Here is a 15,517-nt window from a genome sequence, read left to right as displayed (position 1 = left end):
TCGGTAACCTCTGCTTTTCTGTGCGGTATGCGCTCGCGACCATGCTTCAGAATAATTAGCCATCTTGATAATAGAAGCAATGAATTTAAGCCAATCGCCACTTTCTTGTCGGCAAGCATCAGTACAACAATTGAACAGAGAGCAATAGCGCCATGAAACGCCTCAATATCAAACGTCTCCTACTCGTCGCTACCCTTCTGACTAGCGCTTCCGCTTACGGTAACGAATATTCAAAATCCTATGAGGCATGTATGCAGCAAGCGGTTAGCACTCTCGATATAGTCACCTGCATATCAAACGAATATGAACGCCAGGACCAGCGGCTCAATGACAACTACCAGCAGCTTCGTGGCCACCTCAGCGATGAACGTCGCGACCAGCTGCTTAGCGTCCAACGGATATGGATTACATACAAGGAAGCCAATTGCAGTTTCTATGCTGACCCAGAAGGAGGAACAATGGCGCGCATCAACGCCAATTCATGTTTGCTCCGAGAAACCACTCGGCGAGCGGATGAATTAGAAAATCTAATGCAGCCGTGAATACCAGAAAAGTGGGCATGATGATGCTCACTTTGTTAAAGCCCTGACGGTAAATTAGCGTTCATAAGCCTCTACTGAAACACGCAATCATCAAATAAAGTAACTGCACTAAGCACGAGGTAGGTATCCGAGCAGATCAAGAGCTTGCTGCTATTGAGTTAAGGCTATCAGAGCTTGAGAGGGAAAAGGCTGACCTTCTTTCCCAGAAGCGCGAGCTGCAGCATGTTGCGCACCGGCTAACTGTACCGCCGCTAACCCCCGATCAAAAAGTCGAGCTGTTCGGGAAGCTTTTTCATGGCAGGCAGGACGTCTATGCGATTCGCTGGCAGAACTCCAGTGGCCGTTCCGGCTATGCCGTCGCTTGTGAGAATGAATGGGTCCCAGGGCTCTGTCAGAAACCCCAGGTCAAGTGCGGGGAATGTCCCCACCGACAATTCAAACCCCTAAACGTCAGCGCGGTGTACGACCATCTTTCTGGCAAGCAGGTGGCTGGCCTTTACCCTTTACTGCCGGATAGTTCCTGCTATTTGCTGGCAGTCGATTTTGATAAAGAGAATTGGAAAGCTGACGTTCTTGCGCTTGCTCAAGCCTGTCGTGATGAAGGTATTCCTTATCTTGTTGAAATCTCTCGGTCAGGAGCGGGTGCCCATCTGTGGATATTCTTTTCGGAAGCCGTTCCGGCCTGGTCAGCGAGGACGTTGGGATTCAAGCTGCTGGATAAAGCCATGAATCTCCATCCGGGCTTGTCCTTCAGTTCTTATGACCGGTTGTTCCCGAATCAAGACACGATACCTGCGGGTGGGTTTGGCAATTTGATTGCCCTGCCACTTCAACACCAGGCGCGACATCGCGGCTGTACAGTGTTCGTTGACGATAACTTGACACCTTATCCGGATCAATGGGCCCTACTCAGTCGGCAAAAATCTCTCTCACCGGATCAGCTCGGAGAAAAGATCGGCAGGAAACCTGATGCCGATGCTACCGCAGACGTTGCATTGCCTTGGGAGCAAGCGCTACCCGTTGAGACAGGGAAAATAACCGGATGCCCTGACACCGTCACGCTCATACTGGCTAATCATATTTATATGAAGTTGTCAGATATACCAGGGATGCTGGCTGCTCGCATTAAGCGCATGGCGAGCTTTGCCAATCCCGTCTTTTTCAAAACACAAGCACTGCGTTTCTCAACGCATGGTATTCCTCGCTATATCTCTTGTGTCCGAATCGAGCAAGGTTATCTCTCGGTACCAAGAGGCTGTTTTGACGAACTCCAAGCATTGCTGCTGGGCCAAGGAATTACGGTAAACCTCGATGATCGCAGACTACCCGGCCAGGTTCTAAATGGCATCAGTCTGAAAGCAACGCTGCGTGATGAGCAGAATAGGGCTGTGGAGGCACTTGCCGAGCATGATACCGGGGTGCTGCATGCGCCGACCGCGTTCGGCAAAACCGTAACGGCCATTGGCCTTATCGCCAAGCGACAGGTCAACACATTGATACTCACTCATAGTCGCCAGTTACTAGGACAATGGAAGGAGCGCCTAGAAACCTTTATTGAGGGTGCCTCTGTGGGTGTCATCGGTGGTGGAAAAAAGAAACCTACCGGCCAGATCGACGTTGCCACCTACCAGAGCCTGATCAATAAAAAAGACAATACGGTCTCCGACCTGGCTAAAGAGTATGGCCAGATCATTATCGATGAATGTCACCATATCTCAGCTCCGCGCTACGAGATGCTTCTTAACGAAGTCAGCGCCCGCTATGTCGTCGGGCTAACCGCAACGCCTGACCGCCAGGATGGGCACCAAAAGATCATGTTGATGATTGCGGGGCCCGTTCGTCACAAAGTTAGGGCGGAACACAGCTCCCAGTTTGTTCAGCACGTCATCATTCGGGAGCGTCATGAAATTCCACCCGCCGATATCTGTCAGTCTCATGAGCGCCCCCATATAGCCTCAGTTTACCGTTGGCTTGCACAGAACAACGCCCGCAATAAAGACATTGTTCAGGATGTAGCAAGCTGCGTGAACAACCAGGCAAACTGCCTTCTCCTGACGGAACGACGAGAGCACGCTGAGGCACTAGCAGCACTGTTGGCCGCTGAGTCGATATCGTCGGTTGTGTTACGTGGAGGGATGCGCGTCAAAGAGCGTCAGGCAGCGGAAGCCCAGTTACATAAAGCTCAGGTTATTGTTGCAACTGGCAAATACATCGGTGAAGGTTTTGACTTGCCTCGGTTAGACACGCTGTTTTTAGCACTGCCCATCGCCTGGAAGGGAACGCTGTCACAATACGCTGGCAGGATTCATAGAGCGGTTGAAGGCAAGCAGGAAGTCGCTATCTATGACTACCTTGATACTGGACTGCCAATGCTTGAACGCATGTATCGAAAACGCGAGAAAGGCTACAAAGCCATGGGGTATCAGTTTACCGCTACAGTGCAAAACAAGCTGCTTTAGATGTTGCGAGCACAGTTAGATACAGGACAACGACTCAAGCGATGCCATTGTGACATTATTATTGAGATCCGCTCTCAAGATTTTATGCCAGCATATCTTTATCTCACCAAGCTGCATGATTTCGAATACACCTCACCCTCAGCCTAAATCTTTGCAGCACCGGGGCCGTAAAATGTTTAAAAGCTCCTTTCTGCGCTAAATACAGAAAAGACAGCAGTGATTGCCGAGTAGTGTGCATGCTTTTATAGTGACGTTTCTGCTAGCTACTCTGTAGTCAGTAGGTCATTGATAATAAAAGAACGATACACTTATACTGGACACACTCCAAGGAGAAACCATGCTCCATCGCCAGCCTCGACTTTCCCGCGGCCTGCTCTGTTCTGCCGTGGCTGTGTTAATGGGTATGACTGCGCTGACGGCTCACGCAGAAACGCGTGTGACCTATAAATCCGCCTCGGCGGGCACCGCGTATTATCAAATGGGCGTTGAACTGTCTGAAGCGATAAAAGCAGGCACCGACGGCGACATCGTCATCACACTAGAAGAGAGCCAAGGCTCGGTTCAAAACGTGATGGAAGTGATGGCGCGCTCTGGAAACTATGTGTTTACCACGCCTCCTGCACTTGTCACACAAGCGGCTGCTGGGGAAGGGGCATTTGCTGAGCGTCCGAATCCTCGTTTTGAGAACATTCGTGGCTTGTTCCCGATTCCTGCCATAACCATGCATTTTGTGGTGAATAGCGATGACGGTGTCGTTGGGCTCGACGCCCTTGAAGATAAACATGTGCTGATTGGTCGCGGTACGTTTGGTGCTCGTGAGGCAGAGCGCTATCTAGAGCTGTTTGATTTGATGGATAGTGTGCGTATTGCCAATGCGGAGATCGGTAGTGGCCCAGATGCGCTGAAAAATGGTCAGATCGACGCTTTCGTTACCGCAAGCTCTTTTCCTACGCCCAACGTGATTGAAACCGCTGCGAGTATGCCGATCAGCCTGGTGAGCCTGACCGACGAGCAGATCGAGCAAACAGGAGCTGCACGCCAAACCATCCCAGGTGGCAGTTATCCCGGTATTGATGAAGATGTCGAAACAACGTCTTTACCCGTCATTGCTTACACGACGACCGATATGGATGAGGAAACCGCCTATACGCTTACGCGCACCTTCTGGGAACGACGCGAAGCCATGGCCGAAGACACTGCGTGGTGGGGAGGTATCTCCCACGAGATGATAGCGAATATTGCGGGCACCCTACACCCTGGTGCCATTCGCTATTACGATGAAGAAGGTATCGAGTTTCCTGATCACCTCCGCTAACGTTTACCCTCCTTTGGCCGGCCTTGCGCCGGCCGTGTCATTAAGGCACTGGCTATGCTGAATACGAACTCTCCGCGCCACCCGATTTGGGTGGCGTTGGGCGCTGTGACGGTGATCTTTCATATCGGATTGATCTTTTATGGGCTTACTCCTGCGTTAGTCAGTCGCCCAATTCATATGGCGTTGATCCTCCCTTGGATTCTTATTTTTGCGGCCTCCACTCCCTTTCAGCGTGCGAGTGGCGGGGTACTGACGCTGCTGGGGATTGCTGCATGTGGCTATATCGCGCTGAACGAGACGGCGCTGGCGAACCAATACGGCTTCATTTACGGCAATACCCAAATGATCACTGGCGTGTTTCTGATCTTCTTGGCGCTTGAAACGGCACGACGCGCTATTGGTTGGCCTCTTCCTTGCGTGGCGCTGTTAGCGTTGGCTTACGCGGTATTGGGTGAGCATATTCCTGGGCAGTTCGGCCATCCTGGCCTGCCCATGCAGAGTTTTGTAGGCACGCTCACCATCGCTGAAGGGGGGCTTTGGGGGAAACTGACCGGCGTCAGTGTTGGCGTAGTGGCGATTTTTGTAATTTTTGGCGCAGTACTGAACGCAGGCGAAGCTGGCCGCGGCTTTATGAATATGGCGAGTGCGTTTGCGGGCCGATTAACCGGCGGTGCTGCGAAGGTATCGGTGATCTCTTCTGCATTGATGGGCTCTATTTCGGGGTCTGCTTCTGCCAATGTTGCGTCAACGGGGGCTATTACGATTCCGACCATGCGTCGGCTTGGATATCCCAAGTCGCTAGCGGGCGCGGTCGAGGCAGTAGCTTCTTCAGGCGGGCAAATCATGCCGCCACTGATGGGGGCCGGTGCGTTTGTAATGGTGGAACTCACTGGGACGCCGTACACGCAAATCATGGCGGCGGCGACGCTCCCTGCCCTACTGTATTTTTTTACGGTCTGGGTAGGCATCAATGCCTATGCCACGCGTCACGATCTTCGCCCTATCTCCGCCAGTGAGCAGCCTGCCCGCAAAGAAGTGCTGATTACGTCGCTGTTCTTCGCGGTCCCTTTTGCCATTTTGCTGGAGCGTATCTTTGTAGGGGGTTATACCCCGCAGTATGCAGCGAGTATTGCGGTATTGGCGGGAGTGCTGCTGCTGTTTTTTGATGTTTCACTTACGTTTTCGCTGAGTCAGTTTTGGGGGCGCTTAGGCGAGGCAGTGGTTACCGCCGGCAAGCAAATTGCCATGATTGGGGCCATTATTATTTGTGCTTCATTGGTGATCGGCGTGCTTTCACTCACGGGGCTGGGCGTAAAAATCACCTCGGGCATTCTTTCGTTATCGAGTGGGATGCTTTGGCCTGCGCTTTTATTAACGGCATTGGCTTGCCTAGTGTTAGGCATGGAAGTACCTACTACGGCAGCTTATGTGATTTGTGTGTCAGTCGCGGGGCCGGCGCTAACTGCTTTGGGATTGGAGCCTTTATTGGCACACCTGTTTGTTTTTTGGTTTGCGTTGCTCTCTACCATTACGCCCCCCGTCTGCGGTGGTGTGTTTATTGCCGCCGGCATGGTGGAAGAGAACTGGCTCAAAGTGGCGCTGAAAGCCATGGCGCTAGGTATTGGGCTGTATGTTATTCCGCTGGCGATGGTGGCTAATCCTGACATTATTCGGTTAGCCACCGCGCCTCTGAGTGCAGTAATCGATATGTTGAAGGTGGCGTTGGGGTTAACGGCGATCTCTTACGGCGTCATTGCTCGACGCGCTGTGTGGCTTAGGGGGCTGCTGATTATCGTAGGGTTGCTTGCCATCTTTGCGCTATAAGCTACAGGGTCAATGGCTATTGATTCGCTGAATATACCCTGCTGTCGGTGTGCGGCAGCGGGGCTCTGCCGAACACAACCCATGTGTCTAGTGCGGGTCCTAGTTCCTTGACGACACGTAGCTGCTGGGGGTTCTGGGCCTGTACCTCTAAAGCACAAATACCGGCGTCGTACTCTCCGTTCAACAGGCCTTGCGAGACGTTGACGATCGATGGTTTTTCGATGAGTGCTTCATACTGCGATAGGTCTGTGTAAAAGCGCGTAGCAGGCTGTAGTGCAAGCGTTTTGGGGGTATCGACACCTGCACGCGCAATAATGGCCAGAGGTTTGCTGCCAGCAATGAATGCGTCTACCGGGAAAGCGCGATGCATATAGCGGCCTACACAGTTCCCATGCTCCGGGTGGGCAGAACACTGCAACACATAGTCGACACTGTTGGCTAAAAGCGCTTCAAACGCATCTTCAAACGCGGTGTAAAGCATAATGTCGCCTTGTTGCTGCGCATGCCTAACGAGATAGCGGTTTGCTACCAGTTCGTGATTGCTACCTATGGGTCCTAGCGTTGCTATACGCACGTTATTTTCCTTATTTTTGTTACTTCTCTGTAATTTAGGTAGTGAGTATTCCCACTCCTTCCAGGCCTTCTTACAGTGTATCTCCGCCCCCCAATGGCCCTACTCCTTAAGTGCTCTGGCCATAATAAGATCTCCTGACTGTAAGCGGAATAGGCATGACAACAGCTAGTCACTTACGCTTTTTTGGATCCTGGATTCATAGAATAAGCGCAGCACTTTGGATCACAAGGTAGCGGCAGGAGGACCAGCTCCGGCACCCTCTCTGCCTTACCTACCAAAGTGAAGCAGAACATGGGATACCGACAACTAACCCAGGGCCAACGATACCCAGTTTTTGCCTATCTTGAGACCGGTATTAGCCAGCGCCAGATCGCTAAAAACGTTGGTGTTCACAGCAGAACCATTAGCCGCGAGATAAAGCGCAACGGGCGAGCCCGTGGCTATACTCACACAGGACAAACGGCAAGTGGTCAGCGACGACGTGCCGCCTAGAAAGTGACAAAGCGACTGCCCAGCCTGATTCGCTGGGTAACAGGCCAACTGATGGACGAATGGAGTCCTCAGCAAATCAGTGGTTTTATGGCCAATGCCAACGGGGCTTACTTGAGCCATCAGTGGATAATCTCCCGAAAAACCAAGGTCCTCAAAAGTAGGATTTTACGTAAGCTAAACGCAGGGGAGAATCGGGTGAAACTGCCTGACTCATATAAGCAAGCCTTCAAGATAGCCGGGGCGGTTCATTATGCTTGAAAAGCTTTCTGAACTAAGCCTCAATGATACCTATGAGATTGAGCTACGTTACTTCTTAAGAGATGTGATTTAGTGGTCGGAAGATGTCAAACTGGATATGCTCATCACTCGATCTATCAGCTATTTTTCAATCGTCTGAATAATAAATCAGGTGAGTCACGACGCAGCATGTCGATCTCGCTGAGATTGATCCAGCCCTTCGCACGCTGCAGTACCAGGGTACGTAGCTGGCTGGCCAGCGAATGGCGGAGGCGCAGCGGGTTACGTTGGTCGATTAGTTTGGCATCCACTGCGTCATGACCGATGAAATCCTCCAAGACCTGCCTCGTTCAGGTGTTCAACGGTCACTGATTCTGCTTGCCCATCCGCGCCCATGGTGAACTCAACCAGCGAAACCGAGCCCTCTGGTTGGTTCTCTGTCACCGGGAAGGCGACAAAGCGGTCTCCGTCCCAGTGGTTCAACCGCAGGCGCTGTGGTGCGGGGCCAACCTCGAGCACCAAGCCATCAGCGGTCTCACGTACCTTAGCTGCACCGAAATAGGCATTGTTATAGTCCCCAGTATAAGCGCCGGCAGACCGGGGCTCGGAGGGCTCAGCCTGAGGTGCTACGCCCACCATATCCCCGACCGGAGCAGAAAGCGGTGCGATGCGCGGCCCGTAGGCCGCTAGCCAATCACGCTGTTCCACACCAAACTCTGCGCGATCAAGAAAGCTGGCAGTCAATGCCTCGGGGAGGCCGGTGGGGCTGGCATTGGTCAGCACAATGACCCCAAGCCCTAGGTCCGGCAGCATCGAATAGGAGGTCGCCGCACCAAAAGCGAAGGCGCCAGAATGGCTCAGCACAACGCGCCCAGAGGGGCGCACGCCGACACCAAAGCCGTAGCCATAGGTGCCAGCCCTATCAGCCGCGTCACTGGGATGGCCGCTGATAGAATGCGGCGAAAGCGCGGGAACGAGAGCTTCCGGAGCAATCAGTTGCTGCCCTTCAAAACGTCCGCTGGAGAGCACCAGCTTCATCCATTTGGCCATATCTCGAGCGCTAGAGCTCACCCCGCCCGCTGGACTTTGCTCATCGGGCTGGCGCAGATCTGCCACTCTGAAGCCGTTGGCATCCGGTACATGGCTCGCCGCGCGATTATCGCGCGCCATAAAATCCGCGTGGCGCGAACTGGTTACTTCCATGCCGAGCGGACCATAGAGCGACTCTTCCGAGAGCGTGGCCCAGTCCTTTCCGGTCGCGGCGGCTACCGCTTCGGCCGCAGCGGTCAAGCCGAAGTTCGTATAGGCGTAATCAGCCCTGAACCGCCCCATGGGTAGCAGTGACAGTCGCTCTAGCACCGCGCGGCGGTCATAGCCCACATCTTCGAGATCATCACCGGCGTGATCCGGCAAGCCCGAGCGGTGCGCATAGAGATCGCCGATGGTGATATGATTGCTGACCCACGGATCGCCCAGGTCGAACCATGGTAAGTGGTTGCGAATCGGATCGTCCCAACTGACGATCCCATCAGTGACCTGCGCGGCCACCACTGTGGCTCCGACAGATTTGGACAACGAAGCGAGCAGAAAGACTGTATCCGCATCAACCTGCTCCTCCGTGCCCTCCGCCCGCAGCCCCCATCCGCGCATAAGCAGAGTCTCTTCCCCATGCACTACGGCAACAGCGAGGCCCGGTACGCCAGTTCGCTCCAGCATATCCTGCACTAGCTCATCAAGGGAGGAGACTGCTTCGTCGATCCGTGCCTGAGGCACCGGCAAAATGCTCGCTCGCGCAGGAGAGACCGACGAATCTGGCAAAGCGGTGGTCGGCATAGTCTCCGCATGGAGCGGGGTATTGAGTGCAATCAACGTTGTGGCAGCGCTTAAAACGCTCCAGGCCGACCTCAGAAGGGGGCGTGCGGCTTTCGGTCTGGTCATATTAGGGTCTCCTGTGGGATGGATGGCGCGACGGGTGAGGCGAACGCCCCCTACCGATTCAGAACGGCATTGCCAATTGGAAAATAAGCTTGCCCCCCTGGTCGTCCACTATGCTAGAACGGGTCCAAGGAAGCGCGCCGATAACCTGAAAATTTAGCCGCTCCAAGAACGCCCCACCAAGGCCCACCCCATAGGAGCCAAGATACATCTGCCCGGGCATATCGTTGGACCAGACCGAGCCATAATCTACAAAGGCTGAGGTTGAGAATATAGGTAAGAATGCTAGTCCAACATCAATATCGTGGCTCACCTGCGCCGAGACCGCCGCACCTTTATCGCCAGAGATAGTGCTGCTATCAAAGGCCCAGCCATAAGTCTCTCCGCCGACGCCGAACTGAACAGCGCCTGGCAGCAGCTGGTCAGCATATTGGCCGCGAGCCTGCAACGTCATTCTCGTTGTATCGCTAAAAGCCTGTGTATAGCCCAGCTCTGTAGTAAGAAAGCGAAAGTTGCCGGTCACCGTGCCTATATCGATATCCGAGGCCGTCCCGAAGTTCATTGCCCCTTCGAAGTTAATCTCTGATGTCTCAAAGCTATGGCTATATTGCAGTGAATTCGTCGCCCAACGGAATTGACTACGGGCGGCGGCCGAGCCAAAAACGTCTACGTCATCATTGCGTATCGTTAGCTCCGCCTGCCCCCAGAGCGATCGGTCCAACGTCCGCAGAAACGGATAGGACAGAAACGCCGAGCCCATGGCGGATGTCACATCGATGTCCGGTGCACCAGCTCCACCGTCGGGATGTTGGCGCAGGTAAACTAAGCTGTAGCCCGCGCTAAGTCCGTTTGACCCGATCGGATAGCTTTGCATCATTTGAACCAGTGACATCCGGCCTGGGTGTTGCGGTGTGATGACTCCGGTCAAATTGGTGGTCTCGAACTGGTTCAGGACATCGTTAAAGGTCACCACACCGGCCATTTGTAATGGGCCAACAGTGTCGGATCCCAGATTGTCGAGTCCGATCATTCCTGAGCTGCGATCTTGTCCGATCTCCAGGCGCAGCACCCCGCCGCCTGTCGCGCTTTCAGGGCGCACAAATGTGCCTTCAATTAACAGCCCGGCAAGATCGCTCATCAACAATAGCTCGCGCTCTGCCGCCTTTACTCGGATCGGGTGCATGTCCAGGATACGTTGCAGGTAGGGAGCTAGCCTGTCCTCGATGCCGGGGATATTACTGTTGATCTCGATGCGGTCGACATAGCCTTCAAATACCTGCAACCGGATCTGTCCATCCGAAAAATCCTGCACCGGCACTACTGTCTTGGAAAAGTAGCCCGCGGCAAGATAGGCCGCATCTACGGCGTCTGCCATGCGATAAAGATCAGCCAGCGTGATCTCGGCGCCGACGCGGCCCTGCCAGATCGGCGTCAACGCCGATAACGGCAACGTCCGCGCTCCATCAACGCTCACCGAGGTCAAACGAAAACGAATGTTTTTGGCGCTATCAAAGTCGGTCTTGTCGCGCTCGTCCTGCACGTCGATGGCGACACTCCCCACCTGTGCCGGCGGCTCATAGCGTTCCAGGATGACGGTCTGCCCCGATAGAATGCGGTTAACATCCGGCAAGCTCTGCGACATGGACGGCTCTGCGAAACAGACGCAAAGCAGTGCGAGAGCTACCAAGCGATAGGCTGAGGAACGGCTGGGAAGAAACTGCACTGTCAACGCGCTCACTCTGCCTGAACCATTGGTGTCATCGAAAACGGATGCCCGAGCGCAACGGATAACGCTTCAAAAACGCGACTCGCCGGAGAGCTGCACGCAAGATCGATAGGGTTGTCCGGTAGCACATCCTCATCTCCACAATCGCCCGAGGGGATGTCACTGTTGGCCTGAACGACTACCGTTGTGTCCGTCGTCGTATCGTAGAACACCGTCGTGTTGTAACCCGGCAGCTCGCCCGTATGGCCGATCCAACCGTCGACGCAGCCCATGGCGATGCCGTAGCCTGCCGGCTCGGGGAAGGACCGCAGACGCTCCTGCTGCGCCTCAGCGCCCAGAAGGCCCTTGCCTGTGCCGAGGGAGCGCCCATAAACCAGCAGGTCATCGAGGGTCGAAATCATTCCGCCTGCTGTCCATCCCCAGGACGGGTCCCAATGCGTCGCGTTCGAGGGCGCAGCCGGCGTTGCAGCATCGCCTTGCAGGGTAAAGCCCTGCGGATAAGGTTCCGGTATGAGATCCGCACTGTCAGGGCCGATGGTCTCTGTTAGGCCAAGCGGGTCTAGGATCATCGCAGTAAAAACAGTGTCTATATCCTGCCCGGTCACTTGTTCAATCACGAGGCCCAGCAGCACGGTATTGGTGTTCGAATAATCAAACTTCTCCCCCGGCGCAAAGATAGGCGAGCCAGGGAAGGCAAAATCAAGCAGGTCCTGTGGAGCGTAGTGCAAGCTAGGATCTGAGAAGAATAGCTCAAGGAAAGGATCCGCCTGAGTATAGCTCAGCAGGCCGCTGGTCATACTGGACAGGCGGCGCAGGGTGATAATGTCGCCGTTGGGAACACCGGACACATACTGGTCGATCGTATCGTCGAGCGATAGCTTGCCAGCCTCGGCCAGCTGCATCAGGACGGTGCCGGTGAAGGTCTTAGTGATCGATCCGATCCGTGTGTGCATGCCGACTTCCATCCTAGCACCAGTCTCGGGGTTTGCGACGCCCCAAGCACCACTCCATTGCCCCTCAGGGGTTACAACGCCCGCAATAACCCCGGGCGCAGCGGTCCCCTCTAACGCCTCGCGTGCGGCAGCGTCGAGGGCACTGGCCAGCGCCTCAGGCAGCGGCGTGTCGGGCAGCGTGATGGTCGCGCGAGCCGTCACTGCCGCTGGGTCGGCCACGCAAAGGTGCTGCGACTGATCCTGAGCCTGCGCAGTAAAGGGGGTCGCGAAGGCAAAAGCTACGGTGCAAAACGAGAGGTTGGGCCAGTGCCAGCGGGCCGTTCTATGATGGATCCGTATGGCTGTCATGTGCCTGCCCCTCATCTGTTGTGCGCTTTTTTGCTTGTATTTACTTAAAAGCGACGATAGCTCGTTTCTGATTGCGAACAAAGAAGTGTAAAGTTCAATTAAGGTGCAATATGGGTATAATTCGCGCTTTACTAAGCCATTTACTTAACTGCTGCCGCCATTCATGCGCAATGGTTTCCGGCACTAAGTCTTGAGGCCTCCTACGGCATGAGTTCGGAAGATATCGAGGTAAATCTCTGCGAAGGCATACTATTATGCGGTGAAGTGCAGGTGCGCCTACGTCCCAAGACTCTCTCCGTCCTGGTGGCACTGATAGAGCAGCAAGGCGAAGTGGTTAGTACGGCTGATTTGCGGCGCATGATATGGGGCAACAGCCCTGGTAATGAGGCCGGGCCTAAACAGTGCATCCGCGAATTGCGCCGAATGTTGGTCGACAACGCCAAAGACACCGGGCTAATTGAGACAGTGGGCCGCCGGGGCTACCGACTGACGCGTCCGATCCCGCTGATCGGCGATGCATATGAAGATCACGTGGCGGCGTCGACAGTGTGCTGCCTCGGAAGGGACAAGGAGCTGGAAGCCCTAAGTGAAAGGGCCGCCGCCGCTAGGCGTGGCCGACGAGCGATAGCTTTGATTTCTGGCGAAGCGGGTGCCGGCAAAACACGACTTCTGGAAGCATTTGAAGCTAGTTTACTCCAGCGCACGCCACTGTGGGTCGCCAGGGGTCAGGCCATCGCTCATCCTGGCGCACGCGAACCCTATGGGCTGCTGATAGATGTATTGACGCAACTCGCGGCTGGACCAGAGGGGGCCACGCTGGCGCGACTTTTGCCACTCATCGCTCCCTCTTGGTGTAAGCACCAGCGCCAGCGGCGCTTTGAGACAGAAGCGTTGGACCGCACTCGCCACAGCTCGATGCTGCGGGAATTCTCAGAGCTGATGGAACAGTTGACCCGTGGCCGCTCCGGAGTTCTCGTGTTAGAAGATCTGCACTGGGCAGACCCTAGTACGCTAGCCTGGCTAGCCGCTTGGGGGGTACAGCGCACATCGGCGCGATTACTGGTTCTGGGCAGCTATCGTGACGACGAACTAGACCGTGCAGGAACGCTTGCGACAACGCTGGGTCAGTTAAGTCGGCAGCCAGACTACAGGTTGATCACCCTTGACGGTCTAGATGAGTCGGCAGTGTCTGGGTATCTTGCAGAACGGTTCCAGGGAAACGCCTTCCCTCCCCATTTAGCACAGGCCCTTGCCCAACGAACCGAGGGCCATGCCATGCTCGTTGATGCAGCGGCAGACTTTTGGCAGGCGCAAGGTCTTGTGCGGCAGAGTGAAGTCGGCTGGAAGCTATCCTCCTCACCCAAGGCACTGGTCGCAGCCATCGCCCCAAGTGTCCGCATCCTGATCGAGACCGAACGCACTAGCCGCCTGCTGGCCGAGGAACGCAGCTTGCTTGAAGCCGCCAGCGTGGCGGGACCAACCTTTTCCGCTATTGACCTAGCTGACGACCGCGACGGGGTGGAAGCGGCGGAGCGGCAGCTGGAACATCTCGCGCGGAACCGACGATTCATCACCCATGCAGGCCTCAGCCAACGACCCGATGGAACGGTGGCCACACGTTATGCCTTCAGGCATGCGCTACATCAAGAAGCACTCTACGATGGGTTGCCGGCGGCGAACAGGCAAGGCATGCACCGAAGGGTCGGTCTCCGACTGGAGATTAGTCACGGTCACGCAGCGGGCGAGATCGCCTCCGTACTGGCCGATCACTTTGAACGCGGCGCCGACTGGCCGCGCGCCGCACACTATCGCGTGCAGTCAGGGCGGCGTGCACAGGCTCGCGGCGCCTCCATAGATGCCGTAGAGCAGTTCCGCCGTGCACGGGATCTTCTGACTCGAGGCAGCGGGATCGGTACGACGAAGCCTGAGGTCGATCGCGCGACCGAACTCGATGCCCTGCTCGGACTCGGGGCGGCACTCATCGTCTCGGATGGGTTTACTGCAGATGAGCTCCGGGAGGTCTACCGCCGCGCGGGGCAGCTAGCTGCCGAGGTCGGCGATCCCGCCACAACGATCCCGATTCTTGCAGGTCTTTGGAACGATCACCTGACGCGAGCTGAACTAACCCGTGCCGAAGATCTCGCGCTAGGGCTGCAAACACTGGCGGTTCAGGCACCGGCTCATATGGCGATGGTAGCCCATAATGCCGTCGGACAGACCCGGTTTTTTACCGGTGCCCTACAGGCTTGTATCCCGGAAATCGCCGCCGTGCTGGAGATCGCGCCGCGACATGCTGGGCAGGACGGTAATGGACTTTTCGGTGAGGACCCCGAGGTTGTGTGTCGCCAGTACGCGGCCTGTGTGGCCGAATTAAACGGCACCTCGGCAGAGGCAGAGCGGCACCTCGCCGCTGGCAGTGAACGTGCCGACCGATTGGGAGCTGCCTTCGGGCGCGCCCAGATGCTGTGGTGTGGCGCGGTCTGCGCACGTTTACGTAGCGATATTGAGCTAACCCGGGACCGGGCTGAAGCGTTAGTCGCTCTGTGCAGAACTGAAGCGGTGCCCGTTTGGGGCGACGCAGGCGAGATGCTAGCCGGCTGGGCGCAGGCCATGTCTGGCGACACAACCGGGGCATCGCGGATTGAGCAGGGTCTCTCGGCCTTCAATGCAATGGGCGTCAAGATCACGCTCCCCTTCTGCCACGGACTCGTCGCAGAGGTTGCGGGGAGCATGGGCCATCCAGTCGCAGGAATGAACGCATTACGTCAGGCTTTCGCGATAGTCCGGGCGAGCGGCGAGCGCTGGTACCTACCCGAGCTTCATCGACTGCGAGCCAGTCTGGCTCAAAAGACAGGCCGCTCCGACATCGCCCTCCGCGCACACGCTCATGCAGAACTCTTGGCGCGGGCACAGGGAAGAGTTGAGTTGGCCACGTGAGAACGAGAGAAGCCGTGCCGACGACATATCTCCTTGTTAAGCAATTGCGCTTCGGTTTCAATCAAGAAGCCAGTGATCTGTTATTTATCACTTGATAGCCTGGATTCATAGAATAACCGCAGCACTTTGGATCACACAGTAGAGGAAGGAGGGCCAGCGCCGGTACCCTCTCGAC

10 protein-coding genes and 1 pseudogene are annotated in these 15,517 nt (G+C 55.6%); 6 read left to right on the top strand and 5 right to left on the bottom strand.

The genetic code is table 11. The annotated features are described in order from the left end of the window. The first annotated feature begins 152 nt into the window (after positions 1-152). The 4 genes from R0J87_RS15260 to R0J87_RS15245 all read left to right on the top strand — a co-directional run bounded on the left by R0J87_RS15260 (position 153) and on the right by R0J87_RS15245 (position 6,140). Complete coding sequence (locus R0J87_RS15260; RefSeq protein ID WP_498887191.1) at positions 153-542, top strand: lysozyme inhibitor LprI family protein; 390 nt, start codon at positions 153-155, stop codon at positions 540-542. A gap of 125 nt (positions 543-667) precedes the next feature. Further along, on the top strand, positions 668-3,001 hold the full coding sequence (locus R0J87_RS15255) for a TOTE conflict system archaeo-eukaryotic primase domain-containing protein (protein WP_498887249.1): 2,334 nt from the start codon (positions 668-670) through the stop codon (positions 2,999-3,001). Positions 3,002-3,338: 337 nt separating this feature from the next. Further along, on the top strand, positions 3,339-4,316 hold the full coding sequence (locus R0J87_RS15250) for a TAXI family TRAP transporter solute-binding subunit (protein ID WP_498887189.1): 978 nt from the start codon (positions 3,339-3,341) through the stop codon (positions 4,314-4,316). Between the two features lie 54 nt (positions 4,317-4,370). Next, the gene (locus R0J87_RS15245) at positions 4,371-6,140 is read left to right on the top strand and encodes a TRAP transporter permease (RefSeq protein ID WP_498887187.1); all 1,770 of its coding nucleotides are present in this window, start codon (positions 4,371-4,373) and stop codon (positions 6,138-6,140) included. A gap of 16 nt (positions 6,141-6,156) precedes the next feature. Here the strand turns inward: R0J87_RS15245 and R0J87_RS15240 are convergent, their stop codons facing one another. Next, a complete protein-coding gene (locus R0J87_RS15240) occupies positions 6,157-6,714 on the bottom strand; it encodes a hypothetical protein (RefSeq protein WP_498887185.1) in 558 nt (185 codons plus the stop codon). 291 nt (positions 6,715-7,005) lie between these two features. On the opposite strand from R0J87_RS15240, the pseudogene R0J87_RS15235 reads away from it, so the two are divergent. Continuing rightward, positions 7,006-7,335: pseudogene (locus tag R0J87_RS15235) on the top strand (transposase); the annotation flags it as partial. A gap of 245 nt (positions 7,336-7,580) precedes the next feature. Here R0J87_RS15235 and R0J87_RS15230 read toward each other — a convergent pair. From R0J87_RS15230 to R0J87_RS15215, 4 genes are all read right to left on the bottom strand, one after another. Continuing rightward, a complete protein-coding gene (locus tag R0J87_RS15230; protein ID WP_498887255.1) occupies positions 7,581-7,781 on the bottom strand; it encodes a hypothetical protein in 201 nt (66 codons plus the stop codon). Beyond that, positions 7,759-9,381, bottom strand: coding sequence for a serine hydrolase (locus R0J87_RS15225; protein WP_498887183.1), 1,623 nt, complete (start codon positions 9,379-9,381; stop codon positions 7,759-7,761). The genes R0J87_RS15230 and R0J87_RS15225 overlap by 23 nt, the downstream gene beginning before the upstream one ends. A 58-nt stretch (positions 9,382-9,439) precedes the next feature. Further along, positions 9,440-11,020: a ShlB/FhaC/HecB family hemolysin secretion/activation protein gene (locus tag R0J87_RS15220; protein WP_498887181.1), complete on the bottom strand. Its 1,581-nt coding sequence runs from the start codon at positions 11,018-11,020 to the stop codon at positions 9,440-9,442. A gap of 92 nt (positions 11,021-11,112) precedes the next feature. Next, positions 11,113-12,405 (bottom strand): serine hydrolase domain-containing protein, encoded by a 1,293-nt coding sequence (locus R0J87_RS15215; protein ID WP_498887179.1) that lies wholly within the window; start codon positions 12,403-12,405, stop codon positions 11,113-11,115. Positions 12,406-12,612: 207 nt separating this feature from the next. On the opposite strand from R0J87_RS15215, the gene R0J87_RS15210 reads away from it, so the two are divergent. Continuing rightward, a complete protein-coding gene (locus tag R0J87_RS15210; RefSeq protein WP_498887177.1) occupies positions 12,613-15,342 on the top strand; it encodes an AAA family ATPase in 2,730 nt (909 codons plus the stop codon). Positions 15,343-15,517 lie beyond the last annotated feature (175 nt).

The organism is Halomonas sp. SIMBA_159 (assembly GCF_046536035.1).
Classification (GTDB): Bacteria; Pseudomonadota; Gammaproteobacteria; order Pseudomonadales; family Halomonadaceae; genus Vreelandella; species Vreelandella venusta_A.
Note: the sequence above shows the minus strand (reverse complement) of the source record. Positions and strands in the feature narration are given on the sequence as shown.

Coding starts and splice junctions, on each gene's coding strand:
- R0J87_RS15250 (WP_498887189.1), top strand. CDS start 3,339: ATGCTCCATCGCCAGCCTCGACTTTCCCGCGGCCTGCTCTGTTCTGCC.
- R0J87_RS15260 (WP_498887191.1), top strand. CDS start 153: ATGAAACGCCTCAATATCAAACGTCTCCTACTCGTCGCTACCCTTCTG.
- R0J87_RS15225 (WP_498887183.1), bottom strand. CDS start 9,381: ATGACCAGACCGAAAGCCGCACGCCCCCTTCTGAGGTCGGCCTGGAGC.
- R0J87_RS15210 (WP_498887177.1), top strand. CDS start 12,613: ATGAGTTCGGAAGATATCGAGGTAAATCTCTGCGAAGGCATACTATTA.
- R0J87_RS15220 (WP_498887181.1), bottom strand. CDS start 11,020: ATGTCGCAGAGCTTGCCGGATGTTAACCGCATTCTATCGGGGCAGACC.
- R0J87_RS15245 (WP_498887187.1), top strand. CDS start 4,371: ATGCTGAATACGAACTCTCCGCGCCACCCGATTTGGGTGGCGTTGGGC.
- R0J87_RS15215 (WP_498887179.1), bottom strand. CDS start 12,405: ATGACAGCCATACGGATCCATCATAGAACGGCCCGCTGGCACTGGCCC.